The following is a 22,589-nucleotide window of genomic DNA, read 5'->3' on the forward strand; positions in this document are numbered from 1 at the left end:
TTAATTTATTTTTAGTTATGGTCTTTATAGAGCTCAACATTTGTAGTATTGCAGTCTTTCTTTAAGGGCATTTCGAATCCGATTTTCTTTTCAAGATGATTCATACATATAAATATACTTTTCACTTTCTTGAATTGAGAAAATTATTTTGAGCAAGTATCCCTTTAAAAAACTCCTGAAACTTGCTTCTCCACCCCCCGGCAATTCAGGCTTAACTTAATAATAATTTTATTACCTTACTCGCATATAAAGATATTCGCCGCCGGGCAGTAGTTGCGAGATTGCAAGCGCTGGTTACTATTTATGAAGTACAGGTTACTATTTACGAAATATAGGTTACTATTTATGAAGTACAGATATCAATTATGGTGATAGAAATCCCAATTCCGGAATTGTAAGACCGTTTTTACCGGAGAATAAAAATCCATGTCAGATTCTGCTTATAAGCTATTCCATAAAAGTAAAGCAAGAGTCCCGATAACTGCAATTATTCCGAAAGTGTTTTTTGCAAGAGAGAACAGACTGGAGGAACCGGAAATTCTCGAAATCAGGATTTTATTTAACGTACTGATCAGGCTTGCAAGCACTGCAGTATTCGCTGCGGTTTCGTAGGAGATATTCCCGCTTACGGCAAGTAAGGTTACTGAGACTATTACTCCCGAACTGCTTACAAAAGCCCCGAGGGCAGTGAAGTAAATTCCTGCAGTTCCTGCAATTCTATAGGCAAAGCTTCCTGCTATAAGTATAACGGCAAATGCAACGCCAAATTTAAATGCCTGGCCAAGTGAGAAAGGAGACTCGATTTTAAGCTCTTCCCCGCCTATAGGGCAGAATGCCTTATTGTACCTGAGAGCTACTCCTATTGAAACAAGAATAATTACGGCCTGGGGAGGGAACATACGCAGCGTTGTCTGGCCTGTCGGGTCAACTATCAGAGCTAAGACAAGGTTTCTGATAAGCATGGAAATATTGCAGAGCAGGATCCCGGTAAGCACAGGCTCCGCCATTTCCCTTGCTCGTGTAGAGAAGCCCGCAAGTGCGGCTGCTGTGGCTTCACTATTCACGAAGCCGCCTACAAAGCCTGAATAGCAGATTCCGCGCGTTGTGCCGAATTTTCTCAGGAGCACATAGCTTAAGAAGCTAATAAGTGAAACAAGAATTACAATAAGGATCGCAGACCTGAAATTTATAACCCCGAAAAACACTCTATCCGGCATCACAGGATAAAGTATGAAAGCCACAGCCAGGAACTGTATGGCATTGTAGAGTTCCTCTTTTGTCAGGTTTCCTGCAAACTGATGGAGAGGCTTTTTCTGGATCAAAAGAAAAGCCACGACTATAGAAGAGACAATAGCAAACATGCCATAATCATAGCCCACAAGGATACCCATGACAAAAATAAAAAAAAGACTGATTGGGCTGGTAACCCCTATCCGTTTGAAAAGAAAGATCTTGGCATAAGTGATTATGGAGCAGATTGCCCCGAAAAAAAGCGCGGCTACATAGACAAAACCCGGCCCTGTTGCCTCGCTTACGAAAGCGGTTAACATACCTGTTATGCAGGTTATGCTGTAAGTTCTCACACCGGCAAAGATTTCATGCTCAACTCCTCTATGCTCCCTTTCTATGCCTACCATTATCCCTATCAGAAAGGATATGGCCAGCTTTGTCATGAAATCCAGAAAAACCGGATCGAAACCGAATTCTTCAATGGTACCCGTAGTTCAACCTCTATGATTTTTCGGTCTATGAAGTCCAGAACTTTTCTCTGTGTCAGTAAAATAACAAAGGCAAGTGAGTAATTATGAGTAGTAAAGTGAAGAGAAGTGGGTAATAAAACTAACAGTTTTGAGTAATATTATTTCCTTCAGTGGAATGGAATAAACGGGACAAGCAAAACAAAATATAATTATATAGTAAGGATGTTCCTGGTAATGAATTTAGCCCCTGAAAAGAGAAAAAGGTTTAGAGTGGATTACAGGCGTATGTACCATTCTTTAAAGTATGCTCATTCTTTAAAATACACTCTAAAACCTGAGAAAACTTTTTACAGCAAGCACTTTACAACCAGCACTTAAACCTGAGAAAACCACAGCTTATTCCTTACAGGATGCAGTAACTGAAAAATTTGCTAAACCTGACTGAAGCTGATTACAGACCAAGGTCGGATGTTATCGGCTCTTGCTGGTTTACACGTCTAGAAATTCAATTTCAATGGGTCTGCCTTCCGACTCTTCAAGCTTAATAAGAGCGCAGGAACCCTTCGAGGCTTCGCCCGGATTTACAACCACAGTCTTTCCCACCTGCTCCAGTCCTTTTGCCTCATGGATATGCCCGCAGACGATGAGGTCAACCCTGTCAACGAATTTCTGGATAGCTTTACTACCCACGTGCCCGAAAGGAAGTTCGTCCCTCGTGCCGTGTGGAGGGGCATGAGTCAGAAGTACTATGGTTCCACACTCACCTGTACTTTCGGCAGAGCAGACCATATCTTCAAGAACTTTTTCAATTTCTTCTTCCGGAAGCTCAAACGGAGTATTGAACGGAGTAGGATTTGAGCCGCCCAGCCCAATAAACCTGATGTTTCCGATCTGCTCGGCTTTTCCGTGCAGGTTTATAGCTTTCGAGCCGTCAAGGGCTTTCAGGATACTTCTCTGGTCACAATTTCCCGGAATTGCAAGCACAGGCCTGTCAAAGAGTTCCATCAATTCATCGACCTTCTCATCGGGTCCGAAATGGGTGATATCTCCGACAATAACTACCAGGTCAAAATCCCCTGCCTTTTCCATCATTTTCCTTATCTTCGAATAATCCCCGTGGGGGTCAGAAATAGCCAGTATCTTCATCCTTATCGGTCCTATTATTCCTAATTATCAGTAAGACTGCTCTTAATCATATTTATTCCTGCAAGTCCTATTATTTGTAATTATTCGAAAAACCTCATAATATCAAACTTTTGATAACCCTTTTAAAAAATATCTTCTGATAAACCTTTTTGGAGAAGTTTTTAATAGAACTTTTTTTGTAGAAGTTTTTGATCAAACTTTTTTTGAAAAAGTTTGCGATAAAACCTTGTTTGCAGAAGTTTTTGATCAAACTTTTTTGAAAAAGTTTGCGATAAAACCTTGTTTGCAGAAGTTTTTGATCAAACTTTTTTTGAAAAAGTTTGCGATAAAACCTTGTTTGCAGAAGTTTTCTAAAAAGGCTTTTTATATCCCTTATGTAAATATAGTGCCCATGCGCGACATCGTTATTATAGGGCATAAGGCAAAGACAGACGGCAGTTTTTCTTTAAATGATCTTCCAGGTTCTGCCGGAAGAATGGATATTCTTTGCCGCTGCGTGAGTTCTGCCCTTTTTCTCTCCTTTGGAATGCGCAGGGACGTGAATGTGCACCTGCTGCTACTGGGAGAACCCGACCCCGGAAAAATCATCAGGTTTGAAGGGCTTCACCTTAGATATCTGAACCCTGACGAGCGAAGCAGTGGTTCGCTTATCCAGAAAGCCCTTCAAAAGGATGCAACCGAACAGGATATTCGTTCCACTCCAGGCGTCTGGATTCGCAGGGGAGATCTTGGATTCCTGCTTTCGAAATTTGAGGGCCGTACCCTGCTTTACCTGAGAGAAGACGGGGAAGACTTCAGGGCAATTGCCAGTGAAATCCGGGACCCGGTCTTTATCCTGGGAGACCATACAGGGGTTACCGAAGAAGAGGAAGCGCAGCTCCTCAAGGCAGGAGCGAAAGTTATCTCGGTAGGTCCGATTTCCCTTCACTCCAACCACTGCATAACCCTTGTGCACAACGAACTGGACAGGGTGGAAGCAGAAAGAGGGGAATTGCCCGGAGAAGCCGACCGCAGAAATGAGGATTGAATTACAATCACGATTGAATTAAAGTCACGATTGAATTAAAGTCACGATTGAATTAAAGTCACGATTGAATTATAATCAGGATTCGGCTGCAATTCCTGAATTTGTTCCGACACAAAAAGTTATATCCCATTTCCCTGTATCAGAATAGAAACTTATCCGGATACAGTTTTCCCGGAAATCTGGGTTTCGCGAAGATTTGCCTTTGCGATACTGGCAGTAATATAGTCTTTAAGGCAATCGCTCTTATCCAGTATTTATCCCTCACTTCCTGATTATTCACTCAGGTCTATTCCCAAATGAAGAGCTTAAAGAAAGTGAAAGAAAATGGATGTACTTGAAATTTCAAAAAAGATTCTGCACGAAGGCCCGGTATGTGACAACTGTCTGGGCCGCCAGTTCGCAAAATTGTCCACCGGCCTGAGCAATAGAGAACGCGGGCAGGCCCTGAAACTCGCTCTTGTCCTTGAAGGAGACAGAATTTACAAAACTGAAAATGACGATTCTCTCCTTCAGGAGCTTGCCCCTTGCAGCGCGTTTGCGAGAAAAACGCTTGGAATGGGGGATGAAGACGAGCAGTGCTGGGTTTGCCTTGACCAGTTCAAAAAACTGGAAGAATGGGCCGATAAAGCCGAAAAAGCCCTCGAAGGTCTCGAGTATTCAACGTTTCTGGTGGGCACTAAGGTTAGCGGGCTTCTGAGTGAAAATGAAGAAATTCTCTGGGCTGAGGTTGGGACCGCGTACGCAGAACAGCTTAAGACCGAGCTTAACAGGGAAGTGGGCAAACGGATTGCCGAAAAAGTCCAGAAAGATGTGGATTTTGAAAACCCTGATATTACGATTACCCTTGACCTTGCAAAGCACAAGCTCGAACTCCAGGTCCGTTCGGTATATATTCTGGGCCGCTACCGCAAACTGGTCAGGGGAATTCCCCAGACCCGCTGGCCGTGCAGGAAATGCAAGGGCAGAGGATGCGAAAGGTGTGATTTTACAGGGAAACAGTACCAGGAATCCGTAGATGAACTTATAAAGGGGCCTGTAGTCGAGGCGTTTCAGTCAATAGATACGGCTTTTCACGGTTCGGGCAGGGAAGATATCGACGCCCTGATGCTCGGAAGCGGGAGACCTTTTATAGTGGAAGCAAAATCCCCTAAGAAGCGCAACACAGATCTTGAAGCCCTCATGAGAAGCATTAATGAAAAAGCTGCAGGGAAAGTTGAGGTAAGCGAGCTTACTTTCGCTGGAAAAGATATGATTGAGACCCTGAAAAGCTCAAAGGCGGATAAAACTTATAAGCTTAAAGTTACATTTAAAGAGCCTGTTTCAGAGGAAAAGCTTAAATCCAGCCTTGAGGCTTTGAATGGCGTGGAGATCTCCCAGCAGACTCCAAGGCGTGTAGTTCACAGGCGGGCTGACCTTGTCAGAAAAAGGCATGTGCACAGCATCAAGCTTGAAGAACTGACAGACGAGGGCTACGCCTACATAACAGTAAACTGCGAAGGCGGACTGTATGTAAAAGAGCTTATTTCCGGAGATGAGGGCAGGACAAACCCGAGCCTTAGCGGACTTCTGGGTATTCCGGCGCTTGTGGAAGATCTTGATGTAGTCAACGTTGATATTTAAATTCAATCTGAATCAGGTTTATTTAATACGCAGGTCAGGAGAGCATTCCCTGACTGAACGTTTTATTTAAATAATATCCATCTTATCTAGAGAAAAACTGTATATACTATAGAGAAATTAATCGAGCATTCTAAGGAGGAACATGCGATGACAAACTCCCACGGTGAAAAACGCTGCACAAGGTACAAATTACAGAAGACAGTTCGTGAAAGAGGAATTTCCCCTGTAAGCAAGGCAATTCAGGAATTCGAAGAAGGACAGATGGTTCACATCGATATCGACCCGAGCATTCAGAAGGGTATGCCCAATCCGAAATTCCAGGGTTCTACCGGAAAGGTAATAGGACAGCGCGGTCGCTCATACATTCTTCAGGTCCGCACTGGAAATGCAATGAAGGAAGTTATTTCCCTCCCTCAACACCTCAAACCGCAGAAATATTAACTCCGATTCCGGGCAGTTAGGTTGTAAAACCTAACCCCTTTTATCCTGAATCTACAGATGCAGGCTTCTATAATAGCCCGGGCTCCTGCAGGAATTTTCGGGAACTTGCAAGAGCAATAGCCTGCAGTTAAGTTTAAGAAACTTAATGCCCCCGGAATACCTGCTAAAAGGCTGGAGGGGAATTTGAAGAGACTGCTTTTAAAAATCTTATCTCTTATCCCGACATGGGAATATCTATAATTATATATCGTTTGTCAGACATATACCTGAGCCAGATCAGGATAAGATTATTCGGGACAATTGCAGATTGTATTGAATACGATCGAATTTCGTGCGTAACGGTAATCCGGATAAAGCTTGACAAGTGCAGGAATGCACGAACTGAGCGTGATTCAGATTTCCGGATACTGACAGGCGGAAATTTATTTGAGCCAGGAACTCCTGGGGAATTGAAAAGTGATCCGGACGGATTGCTCATCAGGATATGGCAACCGGTTACAGCTTCTAAGTCAAAAAGAGTGTATTTCAATGATAGTTAAGGAAGTTATCAGTGAAGAATTATTGACCCTGGCCGAAGTCAGAGAACTACTTTCCACGATCGTCGAAGAACGCAGGGAACAGGGGCTTGAAGTAGGATACGGGTTCAGAAAAGCTCTGCGTCATGCTGAACAGTTCTCAAAAATCAGCGGGAAAAGATCAAGAGAACTGGTTAACAGGCTGTTAGAACTCGAAAAAATGAAGCCTGCAATCGCGATAAGGATCGCAGATATTCTTCCTCAGTCCAGGGACGAAATCCGATCAATCTACGCTAAAGAAAAATATACCCTGAGCAATGAGGAACTTGACCAAATTCTTGATTACGTACTCGAAGCTATTGAGTAAAACTGAGACGCAAAGGGAATAAGCTATATAGCAGGTTTCATCTTGTTATTTATCAGGGAAGTATCCGAAACATAGAGTGCTTTAGAGTATCAGGGAGTGTCCTGATATGAATTCAAATATAGAGGACTCTTTGGGTTATAGATGAATTGAGTCCGGGGATGCCGGTTACAGGGTAGTTTGAAGTTTTACAGAACACTGGAAATTTGTGAATTGCCGACAGGTCCGATTAATGGGATAGGTCCCGAACCGGATATAAGTAAGTCGGGCATATCAGGATCAATTATATCCTGTATACAAATTTCGTGGGATTTTATACTTACTTTATAGGATGGGTGCTGATGAGAGTAGAGAAGTCGCAATCAGGTAGACCGTACGCTGGCAGATCAGCTGCTGAAAAACCTTCTTATGGCGGCAGGCGTCCGACAGGCAAACCGCAATCCGATAGACAATCAGAGAGAGCTCCACGCTCATCCGGAAAATCCCTGGAAAGCCCACAGGACAGAGAGGAATATGCATGGGTCCTGGATTACCTCCCCTATGGGAAGGCTGTTGACGGCACTGCCGCATACCAGAAAAAACCTCTCGTACAGGCTGTGGGAGATAAAAAATTCACCCTTATGGAGCTCGTTCCCAAAAGCGGCGTAGTTCCTCAGATCCAGTCAAGGGTTTACATAGGGCCGGGAGACCGGGATGAAATCGATCACGTAAAGCAAAGAATAGGCTATTCCGAGCTTACGACAGGAGCTAATCTCGAATTGCCTTTTATCCTTGAAGCCTGTGTCAGGTATCAGGAAGAACGCTTCGTGAAGTTTTTCAATGAGGCCCATTCCATAACTACCCGCCTGCACATGCTTGAGCTCCTGCCAGGGATAGGCAAAAAACTCATGTGGTCTATAATTGATGAGCGCAAAAAAGGGGACTTCAAGAGTTTTCAGGATATTCGGGAGAGAATTCCAAGCCTGCATGATCCCGCTAAGGTTCTTGCACACAGGATTGAAGAAGAGCTCAAGGATGATTTCATTAAATACAGACTGTTCACAACTCCACCGCGCCGCCAGAAAGCCGAGTGAGACGTGAACCCCTCTATTCTATTTTTTTAAATAATAATCTCACGGTTAAGCATTTTCAGCTTTTGACAATTACTTCAATTTACATTAATCTGGTTTCTTCAGACCAGATACTCGATTCACTCAGGAGGTTTCAATCTGGTTCGTTCTCTTCTTAAAAAATATAATATAAAAGGAGGCATTTTTGATCAGCATTTCCTTATCGATACAGGCTACCTGGACAGGATAGTAGCTGCTGCTGATCTGGGTCCCGAGGATGTCGTGCTTGAAATCGGTGCAGGTATCGGAAACCTTACTGAAAGGCTTGCACGGAAGGCAAAAAAGGTAATTGTAATTGAATTTGACCCTGCCCTTGTCAGGGTTCTGCACGACCGTTTCGATGAGGTTGAAAATATTGAGATAATTGCCGGCGATGCCCTTAAAGTCGATTTCCCGGACTTCGATAAAGTCGTTTCAAACCTTCCCTATTCCATCTCTTCAGAGATTACTTTCAAGCTTCTCCGCCATAAATTCAAGCTTGGTATTCTCATGTACCAGTACGAGTTCGCAGCCCGGATGGTTTCTCCTCCCAACTGCAAGGACTACTCACGCCTTACGGTTGATACGTATTATTTTGCGGATGCCTCGATCCTGATGAAGGTCCCGAAAAGTGTTTTCCATCCGGCACCCGAAGTTGATTCTGCAGTGATCAAACTTGTTCCCCGTCCTGCACCTTTCGAAGTCAGGGACGAAGCTTTTTTCATGGATTTCATAGCTGCCGCTTTCAGCCAGCGCCGGAAAAAACTGAGAAACGCAATCCTCAACAATAATCATGTGCTCAAAATTCCCGATATTAAAGAGGTAGTTGCCAGGCTGCCTGAGGATTTAATGAGCAAACGCGCTGAGAACCTGACTCCAGAAGAACTTGCTCAGGTAGCAAATCAGATAATTGATTTAAAAAAATCAATTCTCACAAAGGAAATAAAAGAACAATAAAGAACCCGAAAGCATGGTTGAAATCGAATACAAAAAAGCCCGGATCAGGTTGGGGAATACGGACCTTGTCTATGAGCCTGCAGAAGATTCTTTTTTACTTGCCGATGCAGCGCTGGGCGAGGCAAAGCCGGGTATGCAAATCCTTGAGATCGGAACCGGTTCCGGCTTTGTATCGGCTGTACTTCTTGCAAACTTCAAAGGTATCCGCCTGGTAGCAACGGAAATTAACCCCCATGCCGCCATCTGTGCGAAAATGAACGGGGTGGAGGTTATCCGTACCGACCTTTTCAAAGGGCTCAGACCGCGGCGCCCGGAAACCTGTTTTGACCTTATCCTCTTCAACCCTCCATATCTGCCTACCTCAAAGGAGGAAAAAGTCCCAGGCTGGCTGAACTACGCTTTTGACGGGGGAATTAGCGGGAGAGAGACTCTTGACCGTTTTCTGGATGAAGTAAGGGATTATCTCAAGCCAGGAGGGGAAATTCTTGTGCTTATCTCTTCCATTACCGGTCTGGATGCGGTGAAGGCGAAAATGAAGGAACTTGGGTTTGCGGTTGAGGTTGTGGCAAGAAAAAAAGTTTCTTTCGAGGAATTGATTGTTGTCCGGGGAAAACTTTTGTGAATGAGTCCATCTCAAAACTAATGTTGTCTTGAAATTATGAATATGATAGTTTGTCATTCCGTGAAATCGCTGATGTTCTCTGGAAAACCAACTATGTCTTCCTCCACAGAAACCACATACAAGAAGGCCACGTGCAAATATGTGAAAGTTAATGAACGGTATTTTGTATATCGTTATTAATGAGCTTATCCCCTCAGAATTATGGGTAGTGTGGAGATTTTTCTGCAAAATTGCATTTGGCTAAACTGAAAAGATACAGAGGTTTTGAGACAAAAACTGTGTATTCGAATTCATTTTATTTGTGCGAAATTAAAAAAGAAAAATTTTCCTTGAAGGAGAATGTAATTTTTTTGTGACCTTATTATAAATCTTTATTATAAGATTAAGTTACTTCATTTAAACACAAGTTCATTTAAAAAAGTAAAAATATTAGTTTTTATAAGTTATTTATTCGTTTTTCTTAAAATTGAAGAGTTTTATAAAAAACTTAGTTACCCAATTAGGGGAAGGTTAATTCTAAAATTAACTCACGACCAGCAAAGGAATGATTTTCGAATGAAGTAATAAAACTAGTCCTGAAATCTGCTTTTTGTTATTTATTGCTTACTTTGTTGGTGTCAGGAAATAAGTAAAACATAAACAATGGAGTGTAGTGCGTGGTATCAAAGACAACTATGAATATAGTGATCGGTATTCTCCTTTTTTGTCTCGGAGCGATTGTGACAATTGGCTTCCTCGCATCTTCTGGTGGTGACAATCAAGCATCGGCTTCAAATGCAGTACAAGCAGGCAACGTAAATGCTAATACACCTGCAGCAACTGTAGCTACACCATATACGGGTGTTTTTCAATATTGTAAAGGCTCTTTTCAGGTGAGCCCATCTGAAAAAAATAGTCTTGTTGTTTTTTTACTTTACATAAACAATAACGGAGATAAAACATATTCAATTGATCAGAACAATTGGGATTTAGAGATCAATGGTAAGACTTATAGTGCTTATATGTCATCAGACTTCAAAAATTCAGACAAAGATACTCTTTCCTATGTCAAACCCGGCAACGAAGCTTCGGCGACTTTTGCGTATAAAGTCGATGGTAATGTTGAAGTTGGATCACCTATAAAATTAATATATAAAGGTATGAATAGCACATCTAACGACGTTGTTTCATGTACAATTCAAAGTCTTGTTGACCAGTCTACAACTATAGGTCGTCTTGCTACTACAGGTATACCAGTTTCCAAGAACAGTGCAAGCAAAACACCAGCAGACAAAGAAGCAGATACAGAATCAGGAGGTATACACCCCAGTGAAGAGACAATTGACAATGCAGATACCAGCGAAAGTACAAAGTCTGCAGACAGTTCGACTCATAACATTTTCGATTACTGCACATGGCAAGCCGAAACCACAAAAAAAATAGGTGAGTATAGCGAAGCACCAGAAAACAAAAACTATGTATTAGTCACTCTAAAAATAAATAATACTGGTGACCAAACATATTCAACCAATCCGGGTTATTGGCACTTGAAAATTGGCGATATGTACTATCAACATGATAGTTCAACATATGACAGTTCTTTGAACCACATGACAACGGACGTTGGACCTGGTGGCAAAATAACAACTAAAATAGCATATCTCGTGGATGTAGAACCGTCAATTAGTGATCTGGATATGTATTATGACGGTCCTGGATCGGATGGAACTATATACTCATAACCTGATACAAAACCTTGAAAAGCTAGGAGGTGTGGATGATCAAATTCCTCCTATTTTCCCTTTATAAAAGGAATTTGAAAATAAAATTTTGCATATAAGTTTTATTATTAAATTGTTAATATCTTGATGGAGTTTCCAGCCTAACAGTTTCTTGTTTTTCATTTACTAAAAAAAGTCTATTCTATCATTACTGAAGTCCGGAATAAAAAACTGAAAACAAAACCAAGTGTGTTGCTGGAAATATTGACCAATTAGAAAGGACGGCTAAAGTATCCTTGCTACTAAATCTAGGATTAATGATATCTTTGAGGACTTTCCAAGGAAAGCAAATTCATTATTAGTTTTTTTACATCCCAAGTTCTATATTCTATTAATGAATTAATAATCCTCCCAAATTAATACTTTCTCGAATTAATCACATTCAAGAAAATATAGTTAAAACTGGCAGATTGTGAACGCTCTCGACATGAAGGCGTTTGCATGGATTAACTGGAGATAAAAACTGGATGTTCTATGATGAAGCCGCTGATGCGGTTCTTAAAACCCTGAACACGTCCGAGACCGGGCTGAGTTCGGGAGAAACGGAGAATCGGCTTGAAAAATACGGAAAAAACGAACTTAAAGAAGAAGAAAAGACTTCGGTTGTAAAACTTTTTCTTTCCCAGTTCAAGAGTTTCCTTATTCTGATTTTGATGGCTGCGGCACTGGTTTCCGCTTTCTTAGGGGAGCTTGTTGACGCTTTTGTGATACTGTTTACTGTAATCCTTGCCGGCGTGCTTGGTTTTGTTCAGGAATACAGGGCAGAAGAGTCAATTAAACTTTTGAAATCATTGACCAGCCCCGAAGCTCTGGTTGTAAGGGACGGGAAAGAGGTAAAAATTCCCTCTTCTCTGCTCGTTCCTGGCGACATTCTGATCTTGCAGGCAGGAGACAGGATTCCTGCGGATGCAAGACTTCTTGAAGCTCTTTCTCTTAAGATAGACGAATCATCCCTTACAGGAGAATCCGTTGCTGTAGAAAAAAGCACTGAGGTTTTCCCTACCGAAACCCCTCAGCCTGACAGGAAAAATATGGTTTACACCGGAACTTCGGTCACTTACGGCAGGGGAAAAGCCGTTATTACGGCAACAGGTATGAGTACGGCTTTCGGGAAACTTGCCGGGCTTCTGGGAGAAATCGAGAGGGAGAGAACCCCCCTTCAGGATAAACTTGACCAGTTCGGGCGCTGGCTCGGAACTGCAACCCTTATAGTTGTCGCTTTTGTGGCTGTACTCGGAATCTTCCAGGGCTTCGATCCCTTTGAGATGTTTCTCTGGGGAGTTGCCCTTGCGGTTGCCGCAATTCCGGAAGCTCTTCCCGCAGTCGTAACAGTCGGGCTTGCGCTTGGTGTCCGGAGAATGGTAAAAAGGCACGCGCTTGTAAGAAAGCTGCCGTCGGTAGAAACGCTTGGTTCTACCAATATCATCTGTACCGACAAGACCGGGACGCTTACCCAGAACAAGATGACAGTTGAGAAAGTATACGTTAACGGAACTCTCTTAAACGTTACAGGCGAGGGATACAAACCGATTGGAGATTTCTTCAGCGGAGATGTACCTGCTTCTGAGGATGTGCACCTTCACAGGCTGCTGGTTGCCGGAACGCTCTGTAACGATGCAGGGCTGGTTGAGGAAAACGGAGTATGGGATATTACAGGCGACCCTACAGAGGGTGCTCTTGTAGTCGCAGCAGCTAAAGAGGGCATCTGGAAAAACGCCCTTGAGGAGAAGCACAGGCGGAAAGGAGAAGTCCCATTCTCTTCCGAGAGGAAGATGATGACTACCCTTAACAGCTCCGAAGATGGGCTGTATGCATATTCCAAAGGAGCTCCTGAGGTTATTCTTGCTTCCTGTACGAAGATTTTCCTTGGAGGGCATGAGGAAGAGTTAACCCCTGAAAGAAAACAGGAAATTCTCGATGTCTTAAACGACCTAGCAAACCAGACGCTTCGAGTCATGGGTTTTGCCTACCGCAAAGTTCCTGAGGATATCATTGCTGAAGAAGCTGAAAAGGAAATGGTTTTTGCAGGGCTTATGGGTATGCGTGACCCCCCGAGAGAGGAGGTAAAGGTTGCGATTGCTACATGTACCAGTGCAGGAATCCAGACCGTAATGATTACGGGCGACCACAAGACCACGGCTTTTGCAATTGCCAGAGAACTCGGAATTTATCGGGAAGGAGATCTTGTTCTTACAGGTATCGAGCTGGATGCCCTTGATAATAAAGAATTTGAAGAGATCGTGGAGAAAGTCTCGGTCTATGCAAGGGTGTATCCCGAGCACAAGCTCAAGGTTGTTGAGGCTCTCAAGAAAAAGGGATACATAGTTGCAATGACCGGAGACGGGGTAAATGATGCTCCTGCCCTCAAAGCCGCAGATATGGGCATTGCAATGGGCATTACAGGCACGGACGTCAGCAAGGAAGCGTCCAGCATGATCCTGACCGACGATAATTTCGCATCCATCGTGTCGGCAGTGGAAGAGGGCCGGAATATATTGAAAAATATCAAAAACTTCATTGCCTACGGCCTCACCTGCCACATAGGAGTGGTTCTTATTGTCCTTGCAGGAGTGCTTGCCTGGCAGATCCTCCCTGTCATTGCAGTCCAGATTCTCTGGATCAACCTTATAACAGACGGCCTGCCGCCAATGGCGCTTTCCCTGGAAGCTCCTGACAGGGGGCTTATGAAGCAGAAACCCATAAGATCAAAAGAAGGGCTCGTTTCAAAAAGAATGCTTATAGCCAGTCTCGGACTTGGACTTTTGATTGCAGTCCAGTCGCTTGGAGTCCTTTACTGGGCTCTCGGTAACGGAGTGCCCCTTCCGAAGATCCAGACTCTGATCTTTACTCTGGTTGTCATTTCCCTGATGTTTAATGCCTTTAACTGGCGCTCGGAGAGATATTCGATCTTTTCCCTGGGGATCTTTACCAACAGATCCCTTATCTATGCCGTATTAAGCACAATAATCCTGCAGCTTGCTGCAATCTATGTGCCTTTCATGCAAATGGCTTTCAGGACTGTTCCCCTCGCGCTTTCCGACTGGGCAATGATAATTCCGCTTGCTTCAACCACCCTTATAGTCATGGAGTTTACGAAATATCTGGAATGGAGAGTACACAGGTAAAATTAGGAAACAGGGTTTGCTTTTAAGCAGCCCTGTTCAATTTTATGTTTTTAATTTTATATTTTTTTAGAAACTGAAGGCTTTTTTATTTAGTTAACCTGATTCTTCTGAACTTCTATAATTATAGTGTCCGGACTGAACTTTTCTGTGCCCTTTATAAGAAGTTTGGAATAAACTTAAACCGCCGCAGTGCAGAAAATACAAAACAGCGATAAAAGAGATAAATAAAAATTCTCCTGTAATCATATATAGAACAAAAACAATAAGTATTGAACATTATGACCCCAGTAGAAAGGGTAAATCCCATCTGCCCGGAATTCTGCCCGGAATTTATCGTAGGTATCGAGCCTCCAGCCGACAGGACGGAAAAAGCGCTCTGGTTTATTTTCCGGGGACGTGAGATTCTCCTCAGGCTTAATAAAAATCCCGGAGCAATTCCCAGGCTGCTAAATTTTGAGGAACTCGGGCTTCCGGGAATAAGGGAACAGTATCTCGGAACGCTTGACGGAACCCACTGCTATTCCGTAGAGCTTCCGGAAGACTCGCAGGCGCCTGAGGGAACGAAATTTGCGGATCTCAGGCAGGCATATTCCGAAATGAATGAGAAGTGCTTTGCGCTTGTTAATAAAGCCGTTCAGGTCATGGAATGGGACAGGACGAATCAATTTTGCAGCCGGTGCGGGACAAAAACCCTGCAAAAGCCCGGAGAAAGGGGAAAAGAGTGTCCTGACTGCGGGGAGCTTTTCTATCCCAGAATCTCGCCTGCCGTGATCGTGCTTATCCGGAAAGAGCATGAAATCTTACTTGCAAGGTCGCCAAGTTTCCCGCAATGCCTGTATGGTTTAATAGCCGGTTTTGTCGAGCCCGGAGAATCCGCCGAAGCTGCTGTTGTCAGGGAAATCAGGGAAGAAGTGGGAATCGAGGTTAAAAATATCAACTATTTCGGGACACAGGCATGGCCATTTCCGAATTCTCTTATGATCGGGTTTACTGCGGAGTACAGTTCAGGGGATATCCAGCCCGATGGGCTTGAGATCGATGACGCAAAATGGTTCCCTGCCGGAGACCTGCCTGTCCTGCCTGGAAAAATAAGCATTGCAAGAAAGCTGATTGACCATTTCCTTAAAGAAGAAGGGATGGAAGTTTAAAACGGATTCATATTTGATTCAGAGTTTTATTCATCCTACTGCAACCTTTTTCTATTTTATATCTTTTTCAGAATATTCATCTGACTTACGGTATGCCCTATCTTCTCAATATACATCGTCATGATGTCCGTAATATTCCAGAATAACAATATTTTCTTTTTCATCCACTGAAACATCAAAACAAAATGAGAATCAATATGCACCCTTTTCCAGTGATTGAGAGGAGACCTCAAATTTTTGTACCTATGAGGATCCTGAAGAATTTCATTTACCTTGCTAAATATGATTTCAACTTGCTTTTTGTCTTTTTTTGCTAGCTTCTCGACAATTTTTTGAACTTCTGGTCTCACTTGTAGTCGATACATGTAAGATCAACAGTCGAGCACTTTTTTCCAATTCTCAACCGTTCCTACATCGATAGGTTCCTGTTTCATGATTTCCTGAGCCTTTTCAATAAACTCAGGCCTGAGTTCAGGCTCCATAATTTCTTTTTCATATTCGACTGCCATATGCATTATAGCAGCACTTTTGTCTTTCAAGCCGTATTTGGCTTTTATGATGTTAAGTATCCTGTTTGTTTTTTCATCAATATTGATCATTGCCTGGACCATGAAGTATACACCATATATGTATGATGTATACATTGAATAAATGTTTAATGGTAATCCTCACTATAAACAAGAAGATTAAAAGAAGGATGTTTGGCTGTTATTGCTCAGATATATTAAAAATGCATTATAAAATGTAACAGAGGAAGAAACTCAACCTCAAATTCTAAAACATTTAAGATTTCTTCCTCATTTTCTTCTCAGGTTCCACAGGCTCGGTTAAAAAGAATCCAGATGATGTGAAATCCTTGATAGCCATTTTGTGAGATTTCTCACTGGAAGAAATAGCAGGAATGATGAACCGGAAAAACTCACTTGTATACTGCTCGTAGCTGAACCCCTCAGCCTCGATCACCAGTTTCCATTTATTTTCCATTGACAGGATACCCATGAAGGAGATCATGAGGTACATCGAGGTAAGGAACGGATCGAGATCGGCGCGGATTGTACCGTCATCAATACCTTCCCGGATCGCATCCCGCAGGATCAAACGGCAGGCACCGTATCCCTTTCCGATCTCAGCAGTACACGGGTTCTCTTTGGAAAAACGCTCGGAACCGTAAAAATGGATCATTCGAAGATAATCCGGGTATTCCTGTGCAAACCGGTAATAAGCCTGACCCATGAGGGCTACCTTGACAATACCAGGTACCTCTTTTTCCATGCATTCCGTGTATTTTTCCTTCAGGATCTCGATGCCACGGAGTACGATAGTAGCGTAAAGTGCCTCTTTATTTTTAAAGTACAGATAAATGGTAGCCTTATTCAGTTCGACCTCGCGGGCGATGTCTTCCATGGAAACATCTTCATAACTTCGAGAGAAAAAGAGACGCTCGGCTGCATCAATAATCTCGGTCTTTCGCTGTTCTTTTTCTCTCTGTCTTCTATCGGCGATTCCCATAGTTCTACTCAACCTGACCCACATTTATAAATTTGTGTTTTATATTATAACTGTCAATTATATGATTTAAGGAATGATGTATTCCAGTTTTCCGCTTTAATCAATTGGGATATATTCAGGATACATTCAGGATATTTTCAGGTATTTTCATTAGATAAAATATTCAGGCTCCTTTCGCTGGCTATAGAGCGTATGGAGACGCACTGATGCATCTTTAACCAGTCCGGGTTTCATGGATCTGGCACTTTGCAGGCAGCTTTTGATACACGCACAGCAGGTAATGCATTTCTCCGTATCAACCAGACGGGAATTTTCTGCATCAACAGCACCGACAGGACACACCTCTGCGCAGGTTCCACACTGCGAACACTCATCACTGACCGCGATAAAATCAACAATCCACAGTTTTGTAACTCCCCCATAAGGATAATTGCCAGGCACATGCACATCTGAAACCTCAGAGATTGACGAAACCGGTTGCAGCTTTTCACGTATTTTCTGTCCGAATGCTTCTGCATGATGCAAATCATCTTCATCCGGACGTCCCTGTGCTGTTGGTGTCTCGGAATTTGAGAATGAGTGCTCCCCGATATATGCTGCCCCGGCAATGGGAACACACCCGCATTTCATTACAGTATTTTTCAGTTCGAGCAGTGCATCGTCATACACCCGGTTGCCGTAAACCACAACACAAACGGTCGGCGTATTATGAGCCTGAATTGCATTCAGCCATTCATTTAATAATGCCGGCACTCTTCCCATATAAACGGGAACTCCAACAACAAGCAATTCATCTTCTGAGATCACTAATGGCTGTTTTCTTGCATCCGGTCTGGTAATATCAATTAACTCCACGGTGCCTGCATTAATACCATGCGCAATGCCCTGAACAACCGCGGCGGTTGTTCCGGTAGGTGAGAAATAGACTAATTTCACAGACTCCATTTCCATTTCATTTCCTCCGTTAACTATGTAACTCCAAGTTATAATATAACGGTTGGTAATTAAATAAATGGCGGTTAGTAAATAACTATCAGTTAGTTTAAAATTATTTCACAAGGAAAAAATATCAGATACCTGACGGGGGGTAAAACTTTTATGATCATTACAAAAACTTTCTCTCGTAAATAAGGGCATTACCGCCTCCTTCATAAAAAACAGTCACAGAAGGATCTTTTTATTTGGCATTTGTCCCTAATATGCGCTCATTTGTAATTTTATTCAGTACCTGAACAAGAATAAGCAAATAGAAGAGTTTAGTGAAAACACACAAAATAAAAACATTAAAAAATGTTTGTACCATCTACTTAAAATGACAAAAGAATCCAAAGTAAGTGGTTAGATTTTTTACTTTTACAAAGTTCTAAAAGGTTTGATAATGAACAATAAAAATGTAATTCTGATAATTGTTCTAATCCTTGGGTTTACTGTATCTCTGGGGTGCAGCGAGTCAGGTGATGATACTGAGACAGCAGTTAAGTCTGAGAATATACAGACAGGTGAAGTGCAGGCAGCGCAAGAAGAAGAACCCGAACCAGCCAGCACAGAGAAAACTGTGACGGAAACACCTGATAATAAAGGAACATTGGACATAGTAACAAGTCCTACAGGTGCTAGTGTTACAGTTGATGGAGTTACACAGGGTTTCTCCCCAGTAAAAGGGTTGTCTGTGGATGAAGGGAATCATGTTGTAGATTTATATCTTTCTGGATACAATCCAAAAACATTAACAGTAGATGTAACGAGTTTAGATACAAAAACAATAAGCTGGACTTTTACTCCATATGCAGAACCTAATCCAACATCGACAGAGACACCAACAACTGAATCAACACCTTCAACTGACTACGATAGTTCATTGGTGAGGAATTACGATATCATACAAGAGGAAGATACAAGCATTAAAGCTTTAACTAAGTCTTTATCTTCATACACAACAGAAGAAATTAATTCTTTACCACTGAATGTGAGAAAAGAATACAGAGTTGTAATTTCTTCTGATATTTCAGAAGAAGAACTAAAATCTACACTAATTCAAGTGGTGATGGATAAAGCATCTGAAAACAATGATATTGATGAGGTTGTTGTTTTTGCTTATGACAGAGAAGAGGATGTAAATGATGCTTTCACTCTAGGTAAAGTCGAATGGTGCCCAAACGGTGACTGGGGCTCTATGACTCCAGAAATTGCATTTAGTAATGATCGAACTTCCTATCAATATGTGTTTGACATTAAAGATAAAGTTGGAAATATAGATGCTTCAGACAGCCCTACAGAAAGAGAGTACGAAATCTATGATTATTATGAGAAATGCTATGGCGCTGCATGGGATAATATTGACTTGAGTGACCCAACAGCAACTGTAGATGAAGACTTAATAATGGAAGAAGTTGCCAAAAAGTATGGAATTACCAAAGAAGAAGCAAGTAGAATTTGCGATAAAGTGGTGCTTTACAAAATGAGTTGATCTATATAAAATTATGACATAAACAGTAGCTTTGACCAAAATGTTCAGGCTTTGAGAATTGATAGTGTAATGACAAAAATTTCAGTGATTTTTTAATATCAAAGCAATTAAAATTTATGAATTATTCAATTAATTATGTTTATCGGGTGAAACTATGCCAACATTAGAGGAAGTCAAAGACCAAATTTCACATCTTGATACTACAAGTAAATTGTTTGGGCATAAAGAGATTAAAGAATTACCAAATATTTTATGGGAAGACGAAAGAATTGAAAAACTCGTACAAGGGTTATATGAAAAGAAAAATGGTATATTAGTAGCAACAAACAAAAGATTGATTTTCATTGATAAGGGTCTGATTTATGGCCTTCGTGTTGAGGATTTTCCATATGATAAGGTTAGCTCAATTCAATACAAAACTGGACTGATTTTTGGAGAACTTACAATTTTCGCATCTGGAAATAAAGCAGATATACAACAAGTCGATAAAAAAATAGTAAGAAACTTCTCTGATTATGTTAGAGCTAGAATTACAGAAATTAAAGAACATCCAAATCACCCATCAGAAGTAAACCAAAATTCTTCAGGGGATTTAGCAGATCAAATTAAAAAATTGGCAGACTTAAAAGATCAAGGAATTTTGACAGAAGAGGAATTTAGTGCAAAAAAGAAGAAACTGCTAGGAATTTAAATAATTTTTTAGTTCTTGTAAATATTCAGGTAGCCTTTTAAAGGCTACATTTTTTCCTCATTTCGAGGAAATAACCAATAAAAGTAAACACGTCAGCTTGATAACAAACTTATCTCAAAAAGTTCCACCTGGATTTTTGCTTTATTTATTCTGTAATTTTCTTTTAAAAGAGGATAGTTTGTTTTTTGGGAAGGCAACTTTATGAATGAGCCTATCCCAAAAGCCACTTTTACTCCTATATTGGGAGGTACCCATAACTATTTTCCGGATCAATAGTTCGATTGTTCATCTCAAAACAAAATTCAAAGAGCAGTTTTTGAGTTTTGGAATCAGCTCAATATCAATTGAATTAGCAGTATAGTTTATTGTCTGTGAATGTTTATTCTTTTTTCATACCTTTTAGGAGTTTATTTAATGTTCAAGGCATTAGTGCTGCATAAAGATTGGACAAAGATATAACAATAAATGTTAACCAGAGCTAATATATGGTTTTAAATTATAGTTATAGAAAAAAAATATAGTAAAAACATTTGCCTTTATGGGGAAGAGGTTTTGAGGTTCTGTCAGGTCTATGAGGGAGAAATAGTTTACTTTCCTAAATTCTGCTGGAAATGATTTTTTCCTAATAGACTTGATAATGCCCTGATTTGAACATAAAAAGTTAGCGTGAGAGCACATAGTTGAGGGTATTTTATGAAAGGCGACAACTATAAGAATCCAATGGATAAAAACCAATTAGGTGAGCCGCTTCCAAGCAGAAATCAAACAGTGGGGGATACTCCTGAATTAACTACAGTAGCAGGAGCTCCGGTGGAAAGCAACCAGGATAGCATGACAAGCGGTAGACGCGGACCTCTTATGCTTCAAGAGATCTGGTTTCTGGAAAAATTAGCACATTTTGACAGAGAAGTAATTCCAGAGCGTAGAATGCATGCAAAAGGCTCAGGGGCATTTGGAACATTTACCGTAACTCATGATATAACCAATTACACTAAAGCAGCCATATTTTCTGAAATAGGGAAACGAACTAAAATGTTTGCACGCTTTTCTACCGTAGCCGGTGAGCGTGGAGCAGCTGATGCAGAGCGTGATATTCGTGGTTTTGCTTTGAAGTTTTACACTGAAGAAGGCAACTGGGACATGGTAGGGAATAACACGCCAGTATTCTTTTTCAGAGATCCTCTAAAGTTTCCGGATCTGAACCACGCAATTAAACGTGATCCGCGAACCAATATGCGTAGCCCGAATACTAACTGGGACTTCTGGACATCTTTACCGGAAGCTCTGCTACAGCTAACTATTATTATGGGTGATCGCGGACTGCCTTCTTCTTACAGGCACATGCATGGATTCAGCAGCCATGCTTACAGTTTAATAAATAAAGATAATGAACGTGTATGGGTAAAATTCCACTTCAGGTCGCAGCAGGGTATAAGAAACTTAACCGACCAGGAAGCTGAAAAAGTTGTCGGAATGGATCGCGAAAGCCATCAAAGAGACCTGTACGAAGCTATTGAAAAAGGCAAGTTCCCGAAATGGAGAATGTATATACAGGTTATGACAGAGGAACAGGCTAATTCTATGAAGAATAACCCCTTTGATCTGACCAAAATGTGGCATAAAAAGGATTTTCCGTTAATACCGGTTGGTGAATTCGAGTTAAACAAAAATCCTGAAAACTATTTTGCAGACGTGGAACAGGCTGCTTTTTCACCGGCTAATGTAGTACCGGGAATCAGTTTTTCCCCGGACCGTATGCTACAGGGACGTTTGTTCTCTTACGGAGATGCACAGAGGTATAGATTAGGAGTAAACCACCACCAGATACCTGTGAATTCTCCTCAGGGCGTTAAAAACTATCACAGCTTCCATAGAGACGGACAGATGAGAGTTGATGGTAATAGAGGAAGTCAAGTGCATTATGAACCCAACAGCTATGGAAACTGGAAAGATCAGCCCCAATATGCACTTCCAGTTGAAAAAACAGGTTCAACAGATATCTGGAGATATGATTTCAGAGAAGATGACAGTGATTATTATACCCAGCCAGGAGAGTTATTCAGAGCTATGACTCCTGATCAGCAACAGGTTTTGTTTGAAAACACTGCCCGAAATATGGGTGATTCCACTCTTCAAATCAAGCACAGATATATTTATAGCTGCTATCAGGCAGACCCTAAATATGGTGAAGGTGTTGCAAAAGCATTGGAGATAGATATTTCAACCGTTGATTTAAATTTGCCGAAGCGCACTTCAAGAGAAGCCAATTACGAAGCAAACAATAAACATTCCGAATTAAATCAACCTACAATGAAAAAAGATTCAGGCAGGGAAATTGACACTAACGGCGATCCCTACATTGAACCCGAAAATGATCCCTGGCTTTTGTAAATATTAAAATATACATCG

General features: G+C 41.6%; 19 protein-coding genes. 14 read left to right on the forward strand and 5 right to left on the reverse strand.

Annotated features, from left to right (window positions below):
* Positions 1–440: 440 nt before the first annotated feature.
* Both EQO05_RS07080 and EQO05_RS07085 read right to left on the reverse strand, forming a co-directional pair.
* On the reverse strand, positions 441–1,673 hold the full coding sequence (locus tag EQO05_RS07080) for an MgtC/SapB family protein (protein WP_240664423.1): 1,233 nt from the start codon (positions 1,671–1,673) through the stop codon (positions 441–443).
* 516 nt (positions 1,674–2,189) lie between these two features.
* On the reverse strand, positions 2,190–2,846 hold the full coding sequence (locus EQO05_RS07085; protein WP_128505087.1) for a metallophosphoesterase: 657 nt from the start codon (positions 2,844–2,846) through the stop codon (positions 2,190–2,192).
* Between the two features lie 391 nt (positions 2,847–3,237).
* Here EQO05_RS07085 and trmY point away from each other — a divergent pair, with 391 nt between their 5' ends.
* The 11 genes from trmY to nudC all read left to right on the forward strand — a co-directional run bounded on the left by trmY (position 3,238) and on the right by nudC (position 15,513).
* The gene (gene trmY / locus EQO05_RS07090; protein ID WP_128505089.1) at positions 3,238–3,873 is read left to right on the forward strand and encodes a tRNA (pseudouridine(54)-N(1))-methyltransferase TrmY; all 636 of its coding nucleotides are present in this window, start codon (positions 3,238–3,240) and stop codon (positions 3,871–3,873) included.
* A gap of 324 nt (positions 3,874–4,197) precedes the next feature.
* Complete coding sequence (locus EQO05_RS07095; protein WP_128505091.1) at positions 4,198–5,493, forward strand: tRNA pseudouridine(54/55) synthase Pus10; 1,296 nt, start codon at positions 4,198–4,200, stop codon at positions 5,491–5,493.
* A gap of 147 nt (positions 5,494–5,640) precedes the next feature.
* The gene (locus EQO05_RS07100) at positions 5,641–5,934 is read left to right on the forward strand and encodes a 50S ribosomal protein L21e (protein WP_128505093.1); all 294 of its coding nucleotides are present in this window, start codon (positions 5,641–5,643) and stop codon (positions 5,932–5,934) included.
* Between the two features lie 251 nt (positions 5,935–6,185).
* Positions 6,186–6,473 carry a hypothetical protein gene (locus EQO05_RS07105; RefSeq protein WP_128505095.1) on the forward strand — a complete coding sequence of 96 codons (288 nt, stop codon included), beginning with the start codon at positions 6,186–6,188 and terminating at the stop codon, positions 6,471–6,473.
* Positions 6,463–6,816 (forward strand): RNA polymerase Rpb4 family protein, encoded by a 354-nt coding sequence (locus EQO05_RS07110; RefSeq protein ID WP_128505097.1) that lies wholly within the window; start codon positions 6,463–6,465, stop codon positions 6,814–6,816. The genes EQO05_RS07105 and EQO05_RS07110 overlap by 11 nt, the downstream gene beginning before the upstream one ends.
* A gap of 338 nt (positions 6,817–7,154) precedes the next feature.
* A complete protein-coding gene (locus EQO05_RS07115) occupies positions 7,155–7,886 on the forward strand; it encodes a DUF655 domain-containing protein (RefSeq protein WP_128505098.1) in 732 nt (243 codons plus the stop codon).
* Between the two features lie 135 nt (positions 7,887–8,021).
* Entirely contained in the window at positions 8,022–8,858 is an 837-nt protein-coding gene (gene rsmA / locus EQO05_RS07120) for a 16S rRNA (adenine(1518)-N(6)/adenine(1519)-N(6))-dimethyltransferase RsmA (RefSeq protein WP_205793732.1), read from the forward strand.
* 13 nt (positions 8,859–8,871) lie between these two features.
* Entirely contained in the window at positions 8,872–9,480 is a 609-nt protein-coding gene (locus EQO05_RS07125) for a HemK2/MTQ2 family protein methyltransferase (protein WP_128505102.1), read from the forward strand.
* A gap of 656 nt (positions 9,481–10,136) precedes the next feature.
* A complete protein-coding gene (locus EQO05_RS07130; RefSeq protein ID WP_128505104.1) occupies positions 10,137–11,201 on the forward strand; it encodes a DUF4352 domain-containing protein in 1,065 nt (354 codons plus the stop codon).
* Between the two features lie 506 nt (positions 11,202–11,707).
* Entirely contained in the window at positions 11,708–14,365 is a 2,658-nt protein-coding gene (locus EQO05_RS07135) for a calcium-transporting P-type ATPase, PMR1-type (RefSeq protein ID WP_128505106.1), read from the forward strand.
* A gap of 278 nt (positions 14,366–14,643) precedes the next feature.
* Complete coding sequence (gene nudC, locus EQO05_RS07140; RefSeq protein WP_128505107.1) at positions 14,644–15,513, forward strand: NAD(+) diphosphatase; 870 nt, start codon at positions 14,644–14,646, stop codon at positions 15,511–15,513.
* A 371-nt stretch (positions 15,514–15,884) separates the two neighbouring features.
* Here nudC and EQO05_RS07150 read toward each other — a convergent pair whose 3' ends face one another.
* From EQO05_RS07150 to EQO05_RS07160, 3 genes are all read right to left on the reverse strand, one after another.
* Positions 15,885–16,124, reverse strand: coding sequence for a DUF2683 family protein (locus tag EQO05_RS07150; RefSeq protein WP_128505109.1), 240 nt, complete (start codon positions 16,122–16,124; stop codon positions 15,885–15,887).
* Positions 16,125–16,296: 172 nt separating this feature from the next.
* Positions 16,297–17,022, reverse strand: coding sequence for a TetR/AcrR family transcriptional regulator (locus tag EQO05_RS07155; RefSeq protein WP_128505111.1), 726 nt, complete (start codon positions 17,020–17,022; stop codon positions 16,297–16,299).
* 150 nt (positions 17,023–17,172) lie between these two features.
* Entirely contained in the window at positions 17,173–17,973 is an 801-nt protein-coding gene (locus tag EQO05_RS07160; RefSeq protein WP_128505113.1) for an EFR1 family ferrodoxin, read from the reverse strand.
* Between the two features lie 427 nt (positions 17,974–18,400).
* Here EQO05_RS07160 and EQO05_RS07165 point away from each other — a divergent pair, with 427 nt between their 5' ends.
* The 3 genes from EQO05_RS07165 to EQO05_RS07175 all read left to right on the forward strand — a co-directional run bounded on the left by EQO05_RS07165 (position 18,401) and on the right by EQO05_RS07175 (position 22,571).
* Positions 18,401–19,489, forward strand: a complete 1,089-nt coding sequence (locus EQO05_RS07165) for a PEGA domain-containing protein (RefSeq protein WP_128505115.1) — start codon at positions 18,401–18,403, stop codon at positions 19,487–19,489.
* Positions 19,490–19,643: 154 nt separating this feature from the next.
* Positions 19,644–20,180 carry a PH domain-containing protein gene (locus EQO05_RS07170; RefSeq protein ID WP_128505116.1) on the forward strand — a complete coding sequence of 179 codons (537 nt, stop codon included), beginning with the start codon at positions 19,644–19,646 and terminating at the stop codon, positions 20,178–20,180.
* Between the two features lie 693 nt (positions 20,181–20,873).
* Positions 20,874–22,571, forward strand: a complete 1,698-nt coding sequence (locus tag EQO05_RS07175) for a catalase (protein ID WP_128505118.1) — start codon at positions 20,874–20,876, stop codon at positions 22,569–22,571.
* The last annotated feature ends 18 nt before the right edge of the window (positions 22,572–22,589 follow it).

It is taken from the genome of Methanosarcina sp. MSH10X1, assembly GCF_004099695.1.
GTDB lineage: Archaea > Halobacteriota > Methanosarcinia > Methanosarcinales > Methanosarcinaceae > Methanosarcina.

What these genes read in the sequence shown, in the direction of transcription:
- EQO05_RS07165 (WP_128505115.1), top strand. Translation starts at nt 18,401, where the DNA reads ATGAACAATAAAAATGTAATTCTGATAATTGTTCTAATCCTTGGGTTT.
- nudC (WP_128505107.1), top strand. Translation starts at nt 14,644, where the DNA reads ATGACCCCAGTAGAAAGGGTAAATCCCATCTGCCCGGAATTCTGCCCG.
- EQO05_RS07175 (WP_128505118.1), top strand. Translation starts at nt 20,874, where the DNA reads ATGAAAGGCGACAACTATAAGAATCCAATGGATAAAAACCAATTAGGT.
- trmY (WP_128505089.1), top strand. Translation starts at nt 3,238, where the DNA reads ATGCGCGACATCGTTATTATAGGGCATAAGGCAAAGACAGACGGCAGT.
- EQO05_RS07080 (WP_240664423.1), bottom strand. Translation starts at nt 1,673, where the DNA reads ATGACAAAGCTGGCCATATCCTTTCTGATAGGGATAATGGTAGGCATA.
- EQO05_RS07160 (WP_128505113.1), bottom strand. Translation starts at nt 17,973, where the DNA reads ATGGAAATGGAGTCTGTGAAATTAGTCTATTTCTCACCTACCGGAACA.
- EQO05_RS07115 (WP_128505098.1), top strand. Translation starts at nt 7,155, where the DNA reads ATGAGAGTAGAGAAGTCGCAATCAGGTAGACCGTACGCTGGCAGATCA.
- EQO05_RS07095 (WP_128505091.1), top strand. Translation starts at nt 4,198, where the DNA reads ATGGATGTACTTGAAATTTCAAAAAAGATTCTGCACGAAGGCCCGGTA.
- EQO05_RS07110 (WP_128505097.1), top strand. Translation starts at nt 6,463, where the DNA reads ATGATAGTTAAGGAAGTTATCAGTGAAGAATTATTGACCCTGGCCGAA.
- EQO05_RS07135 (WP_128505106.1), top strand. Translation starts at nt 11,708, where the DNA reads ATGTTCTATGATGAAGCCGCTGATGCGGTTCTTAAAACCCTGAACACG.
- EQO05_RS07125 (WP_128505102.1), top strand. Translation starts at nt 8,872, where the DNA reads ATGGTTGAAATCGAATACAAAAAAGCCCGGATCAGGTTGGGGAATACG.
- EQO05_RS07085 (WP_128505087.1), bottom strand. Translation starts at nt 2,846, where the DNA reads ATGAAGATACTGGCTATTTCTGACCCCCACGGGGATTATTCGAAGATA.
- EQO05_RS07170 (WP_128505116.1), top strand. Translation starts at nt 19,644, where the DNA reads ATGCCAACATTAGAGGAAGTCAAAGACCAAATTTCACATCTTGATACT.
- EQO05_RS07150 (WP_128505109.1), bottom strand. Translation starts at nt 16,124, where the DNA reads ATGGTCCAGGCAATGATCAATATTGATGAAAAAACAAACAGGATACTT.
- EQO05_RS07100 (WP_128505093.1), top strand. Translation starts at nt 5,641, where the DNA reads ATGACAAACTCCCACGGTGAAAAACGCTGCACAAGGTACAAATTACAG.
- EQO05_RS07155 (WP_128505111.1), bottom strand. Translation starts at nt 17,022, where the DNA reads ATGGGAATCGCCGATAGAAGACAGAGAGAAAAAGAACAGCGAAAGACC.